Origin of the sequence: Rhizobium phaseoli (assembly GCF_010668805.1) — a bacterium.
In the GTDB taxonomy this organism is placed as follows: Bacteria; Pseudomonadota; Alphaproteobacteria; order Rhizobiales; family Rhizobiaceae; genus Rhizobium; species Rhizobium phaseoli_A.
Window position 1 is genome coordinate 29819 of record NZ_WUFT01000003.1, and the last position, 15037, is coordinate 44855.

15 protein-coding genes are annotated in these 15037 nt (G+C 61.0%); 7 read left to right on the plus strand and 8 right to left on the minus strand.

Translation table 11 applies throughout. The features are described 5' to 3' along the window. Positions 1-99: 99 nt before the first annotated feature. Both GR197_RS05270 and GR197_RS05275 read right to left on the minus strand, forming a co-directional pair. The gene (locus GR197_RS05270; protein ID WP_164007299.1) at positions 100-522 is read right to left on the minus strand and encodes a VOC family protein; all 423 of its coding nucleotides are present in this window, start codon (positions 520-522) and stop codon (positions 100-102) included. 109 nt (positions 523-631) lie between these two features. Beyond that, positions 632-865, minus strand: coding sequence for a hypothetical protein (locus GR197_RS05275; protein WP_164007301.1), 234 nt, complete (start codon positions 863-865; stop codon positions 632-634). Between the two features lie 140 nt (positions 866-1005). Between GR197_RS05275 and GR197_RS05280 the strand changes: the two genes are divergently transcribed. Together GR197_RS05280 and GR197_RS05285 are read left to right on the plus strand one after the other, a co-directional pair. Next, positions 1006-1911 (plus strand): HpcH/HpaI aldolase/citrate lyase family protein, encoded by a 906-nt coding sequence (locus GR197_RS05280; RefSeq protein ID WP_164007303.1) that lies wholly within the window; start codon positions 1006-1008, stop codon positions 1909-1911. Continuing rightward, entirely contained in the window at positions 1911-2117 is a 207-nt protein-coding gene (locus GR197_RS05285) for a DUF1737 domain-containing protein (protein ID WP_003589581.1), read from the plus strand. The genes GR197_RS05280 and GR197_RS05285 overlap by 1 nt, the downstream gene beginning before the upstream one ends. Positions 2118-2304: 187 nt before the next feature. On the opposite strand, the gene GR197_RS05290 is transcribed toward GR197_RS05285, so the two are convergent. Further along, positions 2305-2742 (minus strand): metallopeptidase family protein, encoded by a 438-nt coding sequence (locus GR197_RS05290; protein WP_164007305.1) that lies wholly within the window; start codon positions 2740-2742, stop codon positions 2305-2307. 160 nt (positions 2743-2902) lie between these two features. On the opposite strand from GR197_RS05290, the gene GR197_RS32260 reads away from it, so the two are divergent. From GR197_RS32260 to bfr, 5 genes are all read left to right on the plus strand, one after another. Continuing rightward, the gene (locus GR197_RS32260) at positions 2903-3847 is read left to right on the plus strand and encodes an ImuA family protein (protein WP_246724493.1); all 945 of its coding nucleotides are present in this window, start codon (positions 2903-2905) and stop codon (positions 3845-3847) included. A gap of 10 nt (positions 3848-3857) precedes the next feature. Further along, positions 3858-5309 (plus strand): Y-family DNA polymerase, encoded by a 1452-nt coding sequence (locus GR197_RS05295; protein ID WP_348643246.1) that lies wholly within the window; start codon positions 3858-3860, stop codon positions 5307-5309. After that, the gene (locus GR197_RS05300; RefSeq protein ID WP_164007309.1) at positions 5306-8761 is read left to right on the plus strand and encodes an error-prone DNA polymerase; all 3456 of its coding nucleotides are present in this window, start codon (positions 5306-5308) and stop codon (positions 8759-8761) included. Before GR197_RS05295 ends, GR197_RS05300 begins: the two co-directional genes overlap by 4 nt. A 121-nt stretch (positions 8762-8882) precedes the next feature. Then, positions 8883-9281, plus strand: a complete 399-nt coding sequence (locus tag GR197_RS32265; RefSeq protein ID WP_246724506.1) for a (2Fe-2S)-binding protein — start codon at positions 8883-8885, stop codon at positions 9279-9281. Beyond that, positions 9247-9732, plus strand: coding sequence for a bacterioferritin (bfr, locus tag GR197_RS05310; RefSeq protein ID WP_003589587.1), 486 nt, complete (start codon positions 9247-9249; stop codon positions 9730-9732). Before GR197_RS32265 ends, bfr begins: the two co-directional genes overlap by 35 nt. 88 nt (positions 9733-9820) lie before the next feature. On the opposite strand, the gene GR197_RS05315 is transcribed toward bfr, so the two are convergent. From GR197_RS05315 to rlmH, 5 genes are all read right to left on the minus strand, one after another. After that, positions 9821-10354, minus strand: coding sequence for an RNA pyrophosphohydrolase (locus GR197_RS05315; RefSeq protein WP_164007312.1), 534 nt, complete (start codon positions 10352-10354; stop codon positions 9821-9823). 37 nt (positions 10355-10391) lie between these two features. Continuing rightward, complete coding sequence (locus GR197_RS05320) at positions 10392-11588, minus strand: divergent polysaccharide deacetylase family protein (protein WP_164007314.1); 1197 nt, start codon at positions 11586-11588, stop codon at positions 10392-10394. 76 nt (positions 11589-11664) lie between these two features. Then, entirely contained in the window at positions 11665-12987 is a 1323-nt protein-coding gene (locus GR197_RS05325) for a S41 family peptidase (protein ID WP_164007317.1), read from the minus strand. After that, positions 12977-14374, minus strand: a complete 1398-nt coding sequence (locus GR197_RS05330) for a murein hydrolase activator EnvC family protein (protein ID WP_164007319.1) — start codon at positions 14372-14374, stop codon at positions 12977-12979. Before GR197_RS05330 ends, GR197_RS05325 begins: the two co-directional genes overlap by 11 nt. Positions 14375-14537: 163 nt before the next feature. Further along, positions 14538-15020, minus strand: coding sequence for a 23S rRNA (pseudouridine(1915)-N(3))-methyltransferase RlmH (gene rlmH, locus GR197_RS05335; protein WP_164007321.1), 483 nt, complete (start codon positions 15018-15020; stop codon positions 14538-14540). Positions 15021-15037: the final 17 nt, after the last annotated feature.

The window sequence follows — 15037 nt, forward strand, 5'->3', positions numbered from 1 at the left end:
AGCGCTTTGCCTGGCAAAACCGCTGCACACTTTTGCGCGACATGCTTTTAAATAGCGGCCACGCGACGTTCGCGGGGCCGGCCCTCTGCGTATGTGCCGTTACTTGGTCGGCGCGTTCAGGCCCCAGAGGACGCCGAACGGGTCGCGAAGCTGGCCGTAGCGGTCGCCCCAGAACATCAGTTCGATGGGCATGACGACCTCGGCACCGGCGGCGACCGCGCGCTCCCACCAGAAATCGATATCGTCGATAACCAGCTGGATGGCAAAGCCTTCATGGCCTTTGAAGGGATGGCCGTATTCGGGATAGGCATCCGACAGCATGAGGGAACTGCCGTTGATGTAGAGATGCACATGCATCGTCCGGCCGCTTTCGTCGACCGGCACGATATAGGCTTCTTCGGCGCCGAAGGCTTTTTTGTAGAATTCCGCGGCTTTGATCGCGCCACCGACCGTCAGATAGGGAAGCAGGCCGTTCTTGACCGGCGGCATCTTGACCGGATTGTTTTCCGTCGTCGCATCCATGCTCGTCCTCCATTCGTTTTGAAACGCCGGCAGAATGCCCGGCTGCTTCAAAGACGTATGATAGAAACATGATGCGACAGTGTCGGTCGGTTTTTTTAGCGTGAGCTGCTTAGAGATCGATGATCGTGCCGCGGCCGTCGTTCCAGATGCGCATCTCCGGCTTACCGTTATTTGCCTTGGCGCGGACCGGGGCGGGCTTCATCTTCATCGAAAGCGCGCGTCCGACCATAAGCACGGTCAGGATGCCGCCGACGGCAAGCGTCACCGAGAAGGTGAAAAGCAGCATGGCCACGAAAACGGTGGCGCCGGCGAGCATGAAGAAGATGGAGCGAATGTTCTGCATGGGTTTGAGACCTTTCTTCGAAAAGGAATGTGGTCCTTCTCTTTCCTCTCTGCAAGGCAAGCATGGCTTTTTGTTGTTCTGCGGGTCGTTCCGGGGCGGGCTGCTTGCTTCGGCCTTCAAAGCTTGGCACTAATTCGGCCATGAGCCGAAACCCCGCGACCCGCTCCGCCCGCCTGCGCCGTTCGGTGCTGAGCGTTCCCGCCATCAATCTGCGTGCCCTCGAAAAGACCCATGCGCTCGATTGCGATGCGGTGATCTTCGATCTCGAAGATTCCGTGGCGCCGGAAAAGAAGGGGCAAGCGCGGGAAAACCTGCGGCGCTTCTTTTCGGATCGGCCGCTCGAAAACAAGGAGCGGATCATCCGCATCAACAGCCTGGCATCGGATTTCGGCCCGGCCGACATGGAGCTGGTAACGGTGCTTGGTCCCGATGCCGTGCTGCTGCCGAAGGTCGACGAACCGAAGGATATCACTGATATCAGCGACCTTCTCTTCGAAGCGGATGCGCCGGACGATCTGCGCATCTGGGCGATGATCGAGACGCCGCGCGGCATCCTGAATGCAGCGGCGATTGCGGAAGCCGGGCGCACGATGGGCTCGCGGCTCGATTGCCTCGTCGTCGGGCTCAACGACTTGCGCAAGGAAACAGGCGTGCCGGCGCAGCCGGGGCGGACTTATCTCGTGCCGTGGCTGATGCAGGTCGTCCTGGCGGTCAGCGCTTACGGGCTCGATGCGATCGACAGCGTCTTCAACGATTTCAGGGACGAACAGGGGTTCGATGCCGAATGCCTGCAGGGCCGGGCCATGGGCTTTGCCGGCAAGATGCTGATCCACCCCATCCAGATCGAGCCTGCCAACCGCCATTTCGGCCCGGATCCGGCGGCGATTGCGGAAGCGGAGGCGATCATATCGGCCTTTGCCGACCCCGCTTCCGCTGGTTTGAACGTCATCAATTCCGGTGGGCGGATGATCGAGCGGCTGCATCTTGTCCAAGCCGAAGCTCTGGTTCATAAAGCTCGCCTGATTTCTGCAAGAAAGCCCGCCTGATGAAACTCTACCGCTTCCTGACCGGTCCCGACGATGCTTCCTTCTGCCACAAGGTCACCGCCGCCCTCAACAAGGGCTGGTCGCTGGAGGGCTCGCCGACCTATGCCTTCAATGCCGCGACCGGCGCGATGCAGTGCGGCCAGGCCGTCGTCAAGACTGTCGAAGGCAAGGATTATCATCCGGAGATAAAGCTCTCCGAGCAATAACGTGTCCTGCCGGACGCGCGGTGTTTCAGCTCTTTGTTTTATGCGTGTCGTTATCCCGGAACCGCTGCACACTTCCGGGCGACATGCATTACAGCGCCGCGCGTCTTATCAGACGCGGAAAGGACGCTGTAACAGTTTGAATCTACGCATCGTGCTATCCGAAAATTCCGATTTTCGGGCCGATGCGCTAGCGATCGGCGGCTTCCTCGGCGCTTTCCTCGATCCGCTCCATATCATCGTCGCTCAGACCGAAATGGTGGCCGATTTCGTGGATCAGGACGTGGGTGATGATGTCGCCGAGCGTCTCGTCATTCTCAGCCCAGTAATCGAGAATGGGGCGCCGGTAGAGGCGGATGCGGTTGGGCATCTCGCCGGTTTCCACTGTGAAACGTTCGGAAATGCCCCTGCCCTCGAACAGACCAAGCAGATCGAAAGGGGTTTCCAGCGCCATGTCCTCGAACACGTCGTCATCGGGGAAATCTTCGATCTCGATCGTCAGGTTGGTGGTCAGCTGGCGGAATTCTTCCGGCAGATGGCTGTAGGCCTCCATGGCCAGCGACTCGAAGGCGCTGATCGTCGGCGCATGGCGGTCCCGCCAATCATCGCTCTGGTCTATGCGGGCCATGAATAATCCTTCCTTTGCGGGCCATATAGAACCTTTCTCGCCGATTTTCGAGTGCGGAATCAAAGGCAGGAATAAATTCATATAAAATGGCCGTTGACTCTTCATTAGCTCTCTGGGATCTATAAGAACATAACAGGAACAAGACGGATTGGAGAACGCCATGGCGCAGCACGCCCTGGCGCGCGAGCGGCTTTTTGCGCTCCGCGAAACCATCGCCAGACTGGAGGGGAAGCCGGCGCCGGCGCTTGCGGCGGCCGAGCGGGAAGCCCTGGCGGAAAGCGGCAAGACGCCCCGGAGACGCGTTCTGCCGCCGCTAACGTTTGGGGTGGAATGTCTTGATGAGGCGCTGGAAGGCGGCCTGCCGCTCGATGCAATCACCGAATTCCGCTCGGTTCTGTCTCGCGATGCAGGTGCGGCCAGCGGGCTGGCAATGGCTGTCGCCGCGCGGCTGCAGAGCCAAGAAGCGGATGCCGGCAGGCTTTCGCCGTTCCTTTGGATCGGCGATGCTGTCGGCACGCTGGAGGCCGGTCGTCCCTATGCCCCCGGGCTTCTGGATTTCGGGCTGAGCCCGGAGCGGTTTCTCCATGCGGCGCCGCGCAAGCTGGAGGAGGCGCTCTGGCTGGTGGAGGCGGCGGTGGAAAGCGCTGCTTTCTCAGCCGTCATCTTCGAAGTGCGCGGCAATCCCGCCCATTTCGGCCTGACGGAAAGCCGCAGGCTCAGTCTTCGGGCGCGTGCTGCCCGCCGTCCGCTCTTTATTGTGCGCCAGGCCGGAGCGGAGGAGGCAAGCAGCGCGGCCTTCCGTCTGCATGTCGAACCGGCCCCGTCCGGTCTGCGGCCATTGCCGGATGGATCGAAGCTTTCCGGCAGCGTCGGCAATCCGATTTTCCGTCTCACGCTGGAGAAGAGCCGCAATCCGGCCCCGCTCTCCTTTTTTCTGGAGTGGAACCCCCATGAACGCGAATTTCTCCCTGTCGCCGAACCAAACCTCGTTCGTCCTCCAGGCGAACAGTCAGCGCATTCTGGCGCTCAGTTTCCCGCATCTGCCAACGGACCGCATCGCTCGCAGGCGGTGGGGACTCTCCTGGCGTTCGAAAGGGCGTCCTGATACGCCGCCTATCGTCTGTTCCGGCAAGCTCAACAATGCCATGCGGCTGACGGCCCTGGACGAGTTGGCCGAGAGGCTGGGCCTGAAAAAGGAGCAAGGTGTTGCCGAAGCGCGCGCCATGTACCCGATGCTCGAGGTCGCGGAAGAGGATCCGGCGGCCGACCGCCGGTTGCTGGAGGCCATTGCCGACTGGTGCGACCGCTATACGCCGCTGGTGGCGTTCGACGGCAAGGACGGGCTGTTTCTCGACATTAGCGGCTGCGCCCATCTCTTCGGCGGAGAAAAGGCGCTTCTCAAGGATGTGCTGTCGCGGCTTTTTCATATGGGGTTCGATGCGCGCGGGGCGATCTCGTCGTCGTCAGGCCTTTCCTGGGCCGCGTCGCGCTTCGGGCAAGGCGGCGTGATCGAGGACGAGGAGACGGAGCATGTGCTGCTGCCCTTGCCGGTTGCGGCCTTGCGGCTGGAAGCACAGACCGTCGATGCCCTGAAGAAGCTCGGTCTGAAATATGTCGGCGACGTCATCGATGCACCGCGCGCGCCGCTGACCCGCCGGTTCGGCCCGGGGCTGCTTCTGCGTCTCGATCAGGCGCTGGGACGTGAAGAGGAGCCGGTCTCGCCCCGGCGTCCGGTTGCCAGCCTCTCGGCCGAAAGCCGCCTGATCGAGCCGATCGGGACGGAAGAACAGATCCTTGCCGTCACCAGGCAGGTCGCCGTGTCGCTGCAGCCGTCGCTGGAGGCGCGAGGCGCCGGCGGGCGGGTGTTCGAACTGGTGCTGTTCCGGGTCGACGGCAGGGTCTTTCGTATCTCCGTCGGCGCTTCGCAGCCGCTTCGCGAACCAAAGTTCATTGCCGGGCTGTTTTCCGAGCGATTGCAGGCGGTTTATGACGATCTCGATGCCGGCTATGGTTTCGAAATCCTGCGGTTGAATGTGTTGCGACATGATCCCTTCAACGAGGCACAGGCCGATTTCGAGGGCGACCGACAGGGAGAAATCTCGCTTTCGGCCTTCGTCGATCGGGTCTCGGCCCGGCTTGGCGCGGATTGCCTGCAAAGTTTCCAGCTCCGCGAGAGCCATGTGCCGGAACGCGCCGTCATTACCGTTCCTGTGATGGATAGCCTTCCCAGGCGGAAGGCGGCGCAGGCGCAGGAAGTTCAACTTCCTTTCCGCCAAGAGCGCCCGTTACGGCTCTTCGCCACACCGGAGCCGGTCGAGATCATGCTTGCCGAAGTGCCCGATGGCCCGCCGCAGGTTTTCCGCTGGCGGCGCATGCAGCATCAGGTGGCAAGAAGCGAAGGGCCGGAGCGGATTGCCATGGAGTGGTGGATCGACGGGGATGACGCGGAGGCGCGTGATTATTTCCGCATCGAGGACGAGACGGGACATCGCTTCTGGATCTTCCGTCGCGGTTTCTACGGCCGGGAACTCGATCCCCGCTGGTTCATGCACGGTGTGTTTGCATGAAAAGCGGGTCCGCATTTTTCGAGATCGGCGTGAGAACGAATTTTTCGTTTCTCGAAGGCGCCTCCAGTCCGGAAGAAATGGTCGTGCAGGCCGCTCATCTCCGGCTCGGCGGGCTCGGGATTGCGGATCGGAATTCGGTTGCCGGGGTGGTCAGGGCGCATGCGCAGGCGGCGCAGCTCGAGGAGAGATACAGGAACAGCGATGCGATTATGGCCGAAGCGGAGAAGCAAGGGAAAAAAGAAACGATTCTCGATCCCATCCGGGTTCAGCCGGGCGCCCGTCTCGTTTTTTCCGATAGCACGCCGGATATCCTCGCCTATCCACGCAACCGGCGCGGCTGGGCAAATCTCTGCCGTCTTCTCAGCGCCGGCAATCTGAAGGAAGAAGCGGTCAAGGGGAGCTGCATCCTGACGGAAGCGGAGCTGATGGAATGGGGGGACGAGATGATGCTTGCACTTGTTCCCGATCGCACCCTTGTCGATCATCAGGAGGGCCAGTCGGCGCTGGAAGATTATCTGGAACGGTTTCGCAAACGGTTCCGCAAGGATTTTTTCATGGCGCTGGCGCCAGCCTATGACGGCCGTGACAGGCAGGTCTTTGCGGTGCTTGCCATGCTTGCGGAACGCAATCGCGTGCCGCTGATTGCGACCAACCAGCCGCTATATCATCATCCTGAACGCCGGCCGCTTTCGGATGTGGTGATCGCAATCCGGGAGCATGTCCAGATAGCGCAAGCCGGATTTCTTCTGGCGCCGAATGCCGAGCGCTACCTCAAGGATTCACGTGAAATGGTCCGGATCTTCCGGGACTATCCTGGTGCGATCGAAAATAGCCAAGCCTTCTTCGGCAAGCTGACCTTTTCGCTGAAGGAGTTGGAGCATAATTATCCGCCTGAAAACGATCCCGGCGAAACGCCGCAACAGACGCTCGAGAGGCTGACGAGGGCGGGAGCCGCAAAGCGCTATCCCGAAGGTGTTCCGCCCAAGGTGGCGACGCAGATCGATTATGAGCTAAAACTCATCGGCGATAAGAACTATGCCTCCTACTTCCTGACGGTTCACAGGATCATCCAGCACGCCCGTTATGACCTCAAAGTCTTGTGCCAGGGGCGCGGATCGGCGGCAAATTCGGTCATCTGCTATTGCCTCGAAATTACGGAAGTCGATCCTCAGAAGAGCACGCTGCTCTTCGACCGCTTCATTTCGATGGATCGTGACGAACCGCCGGATATCGATGTCGATTTCGAGCATGATCGACGCGAAGAGGTGATCCAGTTCATCTACAGAACCTACAAGAGAGAACATGCCGGGCTGACGGCGGGAGTGACCACCTACCGCACCCGTTCGGCCGGCCGCGAGGTCGCCAAGGCCTTCGGCTTGTCTGAGGATGTCCAGTCGGCGATCAGCAGCCTCGTCTGGGGCTGGTCGGAGGATAATCTTTCCGAGAGGGATGCAAAGGCGGCCGGTCTCGATATCAAGGATCCGGTCACCAGGAACGTGCTGAAGTATGCCTCCGAGCTTCTCGGCTTCCCCCGCCACCTCACCCAGCATGTCGGCGGTTTCGTCATTACCCGGGACCGGCTCGACGAGGTGGTGCCGATCATGAAAACGGCGATGCCCGATCGCTACATGATTGAATGGGACAAGGACGATCTCGACAACGTCAAGATCCTCAAGGTGGATGTGCTGGCGCTCGGCATGCTGACTTGCCTGCGGAAGGGTTTTTCGCTGCTTGCACTGCATTACGACGTGAAGAAGACGCTCGCAGATCTCGGCAACCGGGAGCATGGGGACGAAGGCAGGCCGGTTTACGAGATGATGGGCCGGGCCGATACGCTCGGCGTCTTCCAGATCGAGAGCCGGGCGCAGATGAGCATGCTGCCGCGCCTGAAGCCGAAGCTATTCTACGACCTCGTCATCGAGGTGGCGATCGTCCGGCCGGGACCGATCCAGGGCGATATGGTGCATCCCTATCTGAAGCGTCGGGAGCAGCGGGCCAAGAATATCCCGCTCGAATATCCGAGCAAGGAGCTGGAAGCGGTTCTGGAAAGAACCCTCGGCGTGCCGCTGTTCCAGGAACAGGCGATGCAGATCGCCATCACCGCTGCAGGCTTCAAACCTGCGGAAGCCGACAAGCTTCGCAGAGCGATGGCGACATTCAAGCGAACCGGTACGATCGGTAATTTCGAGAAGCGGTTCCTCGAGGGAATGACCTCAAAGGGTTATGCTCCGGAATTTGCACAGCAGTGTTTCAACCAGATCAAAGGTTTCGGTGAATATGGTTTCCCTGAAAGCCATGCCGCCTCCTTTGCGCTGCTCGTCTATGCCTCCTCATGGCTCAAGGCTTATTATCCCGACGTCTTCTGCGCGGCGATGCTGAATTCCCAGCCCATGGGGTTTTATGCGCCGGCGCAGCTGGTGCGGGATGCACGCGAGCACGGGGTCAAAATCCTGCCGGTCGATATCAACGAATCCGACTGGGACTGCGATCTGGAAGAGGCCGCTTTCGATCCGGATGCCGTCGATTTCCGCCATCATGAGATGCGCGGGATCATCAAGGCCCGGCACGCGGTGCGGCTCGGCTTTCGGCAGATCAAGGGCGTTTCGGATAAAGAGATGGAGCTGCTCGTCAACAATCGAGGCAACGGCTACGGTTCCGTTCGGGATCTCTGGCTGCGGTCCGGCCTGCAGAAATCCGTCATCGAACGACTGGCGGATGCGGATGCATTCCAATCCCTCAAACTATCACGACGCGACGCGCTCTGGGCGGTGCGGGCGCTGGATGTGAAAAGCGCAGCCGAGGAGCTGCCGCTTTTCGAGCAGGCCCGTCATCTCGACCTCCAGATCGAGCCGGTAACGAAGCTGCCGGAAATGCTGCCGGGCGAGCAGGTCATCGAGGATTATCGTTATCTCTCGCTGTCGCTGAAGGCGCATCCGGTCTCCTTCCTGCGCGAGGAATTGCGGCATGCTGGCGTGACGCGCAATGTCGATCTTTTAAAGGTCGCAAACGGGCATAGGGTGACGATCGCGGGCCTCGTGCTGGTGCGTCAGCGGCCGGGTTCGGCCAAAGGGGTGATCTTCATGACGCTTGAGGACGAAACCGGGGTGGCCAATGCGATCGTCTGGAACAAGATATTCGACACATACCGTTCGGTCGTGATGGGCGCCCGGCTGGTGAAAATCCGCGGCAGGCTGCAAAGCCAGAGCGGGGTGATCCATACCGTCGTCGAGCATATCGAGGACATGACGCCGGCGCTCGGTATCCTGCAACGCGAGGCCCGGCGTTTCGGCGTCTGCGAGCGGGCAGACGAGGTGCTGAGACCGGGTGTCGATCAGCGGCAGAAAAAGCTCGCGCAGGAGAGAGCGGAGTTGCCAAAACGGATGGTTGCCACAAGCGATTCCGGCGCAACGGAAACCGCTGAGGTGATGCCGCGCGGACGCAACTTCCACTAAAATGCGACGCAACGATCTGGATCCGTGCGACCCACCGTCATTCCTCCTGGGTTCATCCCCCTGGAACCGCTGCATAATCTCGGGCGGCAATCCCAGGGCCTCATCCGGACATTGCTGTTCTCTGAGGTGGGGCTCGAATTTTTTCTTGACAGTCACCATCTTCTTTAGCAGAAAACACGATAGTCAGTGTCATGTTTGGAATGAAGACGTGCTTGTCTGTAGCTGCAATTATATAACCGACAAGGAAATCCGGGAGGTTATCACCAACCTTCTCGACGAAGACTGTTGGCAGCTTATCGTGCCGGCCAAAGTCTATCACGCCATGGAAAAACGCGGCCGCTGCTGCGGCTGCTTTCCAAACGTCGTCGACATCATTGTGCAGACAACCGAGGAATATCACGCCCGTCGCCACTCGACGGAGGCCGAGATATTTGATTTCATGTCCCGCTTGAAACAATTCCACGAGGAAAACAGGAGAGCGGACATTGAAAGGCGACAAAAAGGTCATCGAGCGGCTTAACGAGGCGTTGTTCCTCGAGCTCGGGGCGGTCAATCAATATTGGGTTCATTATCGTCTGCTTGAGGACTGGGGCTACACCAAGCTCGCCAAGAAGGAGCGTGCCGAATCCATCGAAGAGATGCACCATGCCGACCGGCTTGTTGCGCGCATCATTTTTCTTGAAGGCCATCCCAACCTGCAGACCCTTGCCCCTCTGCGCATCGGCCAGAACGTCAAGGAAGTGCTGGAAGCCGATCTTGCCGGCGAATATGACGCCCGCGCGGCCTACAAGAAATCACGCGATATCTGTCACGAGGCCGGCGATTACGTTTCGATGAAGCTCTTCGAAGAGCTGTTGATGGATGAGGAAGGTCATATCGACTTCCTCGAAACGCAGCTCGATCTGCTCGGGAAAATCGGCGAGAGCAAATACGGCCAGCTCAACGCTGACTCCGCCAACGAAGCCGAATAGCGTTCGAACGAATACCGGCTGCCTGGGTGGCCGGTATTGCGCACCTGACAGTGTCAGGTGCGCCACCAGTGCGACCCTCCCGTATCGATCAGTCTTCCGATTGCAGGGCCGCCAGATGTTGGAATTCGACCACCACCTGGTCGTAGACGCTGCGCTTGAAGGAAACGATCAGTCCCGGCAGTTCCTGCATCGGCTTCCATTCCCAGGAATCGAATTCCGGCTCGTGGCCGCCAGGCGGTGGGTTGATGGCGATCTCGCTGTCGTCGCCGTCGAAGCGGAAGGCGAACCAGCGCTGCGTCTGGCCGCGGAATTTTCCCCTCAGCCCGATACCGATCAGTGCCGGCGGCAGATCATAGTTGATCCAGTCTCTCGCTTCGGCAAGCAAGGTCACCGTCTTGATGCCGGTCTCCTCGTAGAGTTCGCGATAGGCGGCGTCCAATGGATCCTCGCCCTTATCGATGCCCCCCTGAGGCATCTGCCAGAGCTGCGGCGAGCCGTCATACTCCGAATTGCCGTCGGGAATGCGTCGCCCGGCCCAGACAAGGCCAGCGCGGTTCAGGATCATCACGCCGACGCAGGGGCGATAGGGCAGATCCTCGGCTTTCACGGTCGCCTGGCTCATCTTCTTCTCCGTTCAAGAATTTTCTCGGGGCTTGTTTTCAGGGGTTGCGGGGATCGGTGGAAAGGGCGGCGACGCCGACGATCTCGATGCCGCGCATCGCAGCCTCCTCGCTCCATTTGGCGATGGCGTCAACGCTCTCATCGAAAGCCGAGGCGACGCCGATTGCCTGGCCGTTCTTGCGGGCAATGCGCTCAAGCTCGTCAAGCTTCTTCAGGACGGCGTTGATGTCGAGCTGGCCATCGAGCTGCAGGTCGGCGAAGGCATAGGGCAGTTCGGTTCCCTTGGCGACCGCCGCCGTCTTCGACTGCGCCGACGTGCCGTCGTCGAGGAACAGCAGGCCGCGCTTACCGATATCGCGCATGACAGGTTCCATGGCGGTGGAATCGGACAGGAAACGGCCGCCGAGATAATTCATCACCCCGGTATAATTGGTGATCTCGCCCATCGCCTTGTGCAGGTTCTCGATATTGCGGGCGGCCGGTTTGGTGGTCAGCAGCGTTTCCGGGCCGGGATCATTCGTCGGGTAATCAAACGGCTCGAGCGGTACTTGCAGAAGAATCTCGTGGCCGCCGCGGCGGGCTTCCTGCATCCAGCGCTGCAGGCTGTTGCCGCTCGCGGCAAAGGCGAAGGTGATTTCTTCAGGCAATTCAGCGATGGCGCGCTGCGTCCCGGTCTGGCTGAGCCCGAGACCGCTGACGACGATGGCGATGCGGACACCGCGCGCGCCGGACGAAGGACGGGCATATTGATCCATCGGGCGCCGGCCATCAGGGCCGGTGATCGGAAGCCTGCCAAACGGGGTTTCTTCGAGCAGTGCTTCATTCGGCTGGGCCGCCATGCGCGGATCCTGGCCGATCTGCATGGCATCCACCAGCACCGGCCCGCTGCCATCGCGCGGGCGGGGGCTGAATTTGGTGACGACGGAGCCGTCGCCGGTGACCATCTGTTCGACAGTGGCGCCTGAGCGCGGTTCGGCGCGGGGCATGCCGTCTGGCGTCTTTGTGGCGGCCGTCGTCGGTGGCTGAGGGCTATTGGAGGGCGGCGTTGCGGCCTGTTCGGCCGCCGGCGGTTTGGTGCGTTCGAGCCCTTCGCCGCGAAACGCCGTATAGAGGGAAAAGCCGCCTATCGCGAAAAGACAGAGACTGGCGGCGATACGGCCCAGGCGCAGAACACCCGGGCGCCGGCTGCCGGTTTTGCGATTGCCGCCCAAAGGCGCATGCAGGTCCGTTCCCAATTTTTCACCCGCTCCAAAATCGGGAAACAGCACAAAGGGCCAAGGCCGGGCGAGGTGCCCGGCCTTGAGATGATCATTACTTGGCGACGACGGCCTTATCAGGGTTTGGCGGGAAGGCCGGATCGGTCTTCTTGCCGCGCAGCAGATCGAGCGCGTAGTTCAACTGCACGTCGTCCTTCGGATCCGGCGGCACATAGGCAACCGAGCCCGAACCTTCGTCGGTCTCGCTCTGGCCCTTGATATGGCCGCGCAGGCTGGACTCGCCTTCGGTGACCATCTTGCCCTGCAGTTCCTGCGGCAGCGGCTCCTCGACCTTGATGTCGGGGGTGATGCCGGTGCCCTGGATCGAGCGGCCCGACGGCGTGTAATAGAGCGCCGTGGTCAGGCGCAGCGCGCCGTTTTCGCCGAGAGGGATGATCGTCTGGACCGAACCCTTGCCGAAAGAGCGCGTGCCGAGAACGGTGGCGCGGCGCAGATCCTGAAGAGCGCCGGCGACGATTTCCGATGCGGAAGCCGAACCGCCGTTGATCAGCACGATAACCGGCTTGCCATCCGTCAGGTCGCCCGGACCGGCATTGAAGCGGCGGGTTTCATCGGGATTGCGGCCGCGCGTCGACACGACTTCGCCACGCTCCAGCAGGGCATCGGAGACGTTGATCGCCTGGTCGAGCAGGCCGCCCGGGTTGAGGCGCAGGTCGAGGACATAACCCTTCAGCTTGTCGGCCGGAACGGTATCCTTGATCTTCTTGATCGCCTTTTCCATGTCAGGATAGGTCTTCTCGGTAAACGAGATGATGCGGAGATAACCGACATCGTCCTCGACACGCGACTTGACGGCCTGGACGGCGACGACGTCACGCACAATCGTCAGCTCGATCGGCTTGTCGGCGCCCTTGCGGATCAGCGTCAGCTTGATCGGTGTGTTGACGGCGCCGCGCATCTTTTCGACGGCGTCTTCCAGCTTCAGGCCGCGCACGGATTGGCCATCGATCTCGGAGATATAGTCACCGGCGAGAACGCCGGCCTTGGCAGCAGGCGTATCGTCGATCGGGGTGATGACCTTGACGAGGTCGTCTTCCATCGTGACTTCGATGCCGAGGCCTCCGAACTCACCCTTGGTCTGGGTGCGCATGTCTTCGGCGTCCTTGGCATTCATATAGCTCGAATGCGGATCCAGCGAGGAGAGCATGCCGTTGATGGCGTTCTCGATCAGCTTGTCTTCGGCCGGCGGCGTCACGTATTGGGCGCGCACTCGCTCGAAGACATCGCCAAACACCGAGAGTTCCTTGTACGTCGAGGATCCGGCCGCTTCTGCCGGCACACCCGCCGAGTAAATGACGCTCATTGCGGTCGCACCCATCAATGCGCCGACCAGAACAAGAGAAGCCCTACGAATCATTGCGTGCCTTTCCAGTGTCTTTGGCGGTCCACCATGGTCGGGAATCGACCGGTTTACCGTCCTTTCGAAATTCAATGTAAAGCGTTGGCCGGTCTGTTGCCAGCGCCAATGCAGTTGCGCTTGCCACTCTTTTCGCACCCATCACGGCGAGCGGCTCGCCGGAGAAAACGAACTTTCCCTGACGGGTATTGATTGTATCCATTCCCGAGAGAACCAAGTGGTATCCATCGCCGGTGTCGAGGATGATCATCTGGCCGTAACTGCGGAAAGCGCCGGCGAAAACCACCAACCCATCCGCAGGCGCCGTCACCACCGTCTCCGGATTGGTGGCGACCGTCATTCCCATGGCCTCGTGCCCGGTGCCGTCGGCATCGCCGAACTGGCGCAGGATATCGCCCGCGACGGGCACCTCCAATTTCGCCTTCAATTCTCCGAAGGGATATGCGGGCGCAATGCGGTTTTTATCGGGCACACCGCTGTCGGCCAAGGCCTTGGCCTGGGCGCGCTGCTCGTCCGTCATCAGCTTGCGGTTCTCCTCCGCCTGGCGGGCAGCGGCGGCAGCGTCGCGCACCGAAGCGATCTCGGATTCCATCGAGGCGACAAGGCCTTCCAGGCTGGTAGCCTTGCCCGCCAGCTCCTCGGAGCGTTTTCTCTCGGCGGTGAGTTCGGCGGCATTGCTGCGGCTGAGCTTGTCGTTTTCGGCAAGCAGCAAGTCCATGCGCCGCTCTTCCTCGATACCGTTCGTCATCGTCGCGGTCAGGCCGGCCTTCTCGGCGGCACTTGCGGTCTGCAATGCGGCGAGGCTTGCAAGGTCTCCGGCAAGCTTGTCGGTCTCCTTGCGGATGCCGGGCACGACGGCGCCGAGCAGGATGGCGCTGCGCACCGAGGCGAGCGCGTCATCGGGGGTGACGAGCAAAGCGGGCGGCGGGTTGCGGCCCATACGCTGCAGCGCTGCCAACACCTCGGCCAAAAGGGCGCGGCGCTCGTGCAGCGAGCGGCGGATGCCATCCTCCTTGACGCCGAGATCGGCAAGCTTTTTCTCGCTTGCGAGGATCTGCTTGTCGAGCGCCTTGCGGCGGGCAGCGGACTCGATCAGTGCCTGGCGGATGCTTTGCGTGCTCTTTTCCAGATCGGCGATGCTCTGCTTAAGCGCGCTCACCTTGTCCGAGGAGAGGCTGATCGTTTTCGACAGGGTTTCGAGTTCGGTACGGGTCTGATCCCGTCTGGCGGCCAGTTCGGCGGCCGGATCGGGCGGCGGCTCGGCTGCCGGCCGCGGTGCCGATCGTGCTGCTTCGGGGGCGGCATCTTGCGCCAGGACGATGAAGGGATTTGCCGATACGGCAATCACCGCCACACCGACCCCGGCCGCGATAGCCGGCAAGATCATGCGGTATCGCCTGGTTGCTTCTCTCGTCATACGTGTTGGGGCACTTTCTCAAATCGCGCGCAGACTAAGCTGATTTGGCAAGCTTTGCCAGAAAGTTTGAAGCATAACAGCCGGCCGACAGAACACGGCTGCGTGACAATGCGAATTGCCGAGCGGCGGGGAATCAGACGCGGTGATAGGGGTGGCCGGACAGGATGGTCACGGCGCGATAAAGCTGTTCGGCGATCAACGTTCGCACGAGTTGATGCGGCCAGGTCATCTTGCCGAGGCAAAGCGTGGCGTCGGCGCGGTCGTAGAGGGATGGATCGAGGCCGTCGGCGCCGCCGATGGCGATGGTCAGCTCGCGTTTGCCCTGGTCGCGATAGGAGCCGAGCAGGTTTGCGAAGGCTTCGCTGTCAAGCGCCTTGCCGCGCTCATCGAGAAGGATGAGGATGCTGCCATCGGCAAGCGATTTCACGAGCTGCGCCGCTTCCTCGCGCTTGCGGGTTTCGCCGTTGGAAGCACGGCTTTCGGCAACTTCGGCAATGCGGGACAGTTCGAGGCCGACGGCAGGGCCGGCCTTGGCGAAACGGTCGAAATAACGGGCCGCAAGATCCTTTTCGGGGCCGGATTTCAGCCGTCCCACCGTAAAAAGACCAATTCGCATTCATCCGCTCCCGCTGA

What these genes read in the sequence shown, in the direction of transcription:
- GR197_RS05270 (WP_164007299.1), bottom strand. Translation starts at nt 522, where the DNA reads ATGGATGCGACGACGGAAAACAATCCGGTCAAGATGCCGCCGGTCAAG.
- GR197_RS05275 (WP_164007301.1), bottom strand. Translation starts at nt 865, where the DNA reads ATGCAGAACATTCGCTCCATCTTCTTCATGCTCGCCGGCGCCACCGTT.
- GR197_RS05280 (WP_164007303.1), top strand. Translation starts at nt 1,006, where the DNA reads ATGAGCCGAAACCCCGCGACCCGCTCCGCCCGCCTGCGCCGTTCGGTG.
- GR197_RS05285 (WP_003589581.1), top strand. Translation starts at nt 1,911, where the DNA reads ATGAAACTCTACCGCTTCCTGACCGGTCCCGACGATGCTTCCTTCTGC.
- GR197_RS05290 (WP_164007305.1), bottom strand. Translation starts at nt 2,742, where the DNA reads ATGGCCCGCATAGACCAGAGCGATGATTGGCGGGACCGCCATGCGCCG.
- GR197_RS32260 (WP_246724493.1), top strand. Translation starts at nt 2,903, where the DNA reads ATGGCGCAGCACGCCCTGGCGCGCGAGCGGCTTTTTGCGCTCCGCGAA.
- GR197_RS05300 (WP_164007309.1), top strand. Translation starts at nt 5,306, where the DNA reads ATGAAAAGCGGGTCCGCATTTTTCGAGATCGGCGTGAGAACGAATTTT.
- GR197_RS05315 (WP_164007312.1), bottom strand. Translation starts at nt 10,354, where the DNA reads ATGAGCCAGGCGACCGTGAAAGCCGAGGATCTGCCCTATCGCCCCTGC.
- GR197_RS05325 (WP_164007317.1), bottom strand. Translation starts at nt 12,987, where the DNA reads ATGATTCGTAGGGCTTCTCTTGTTCTGGTCGGCGCATTGATGGGTGCG.
- GR197_RS05330 (WP_164007319.1), bottom strand. Translation starts at nt 14,374, where the DNA reads ATGATCTTGCCGGCTATCGCGGCCGGGGTCGGTGTGGCGGTGATTGCC.
- rlmH (WP_164007321.1), bottom strand. Translation starts at nt 15,020, where the DNA reads ATGCGAATTGGTCTTTTTACGGTGGGACGGCTGAAATCCGGCCCCGAA.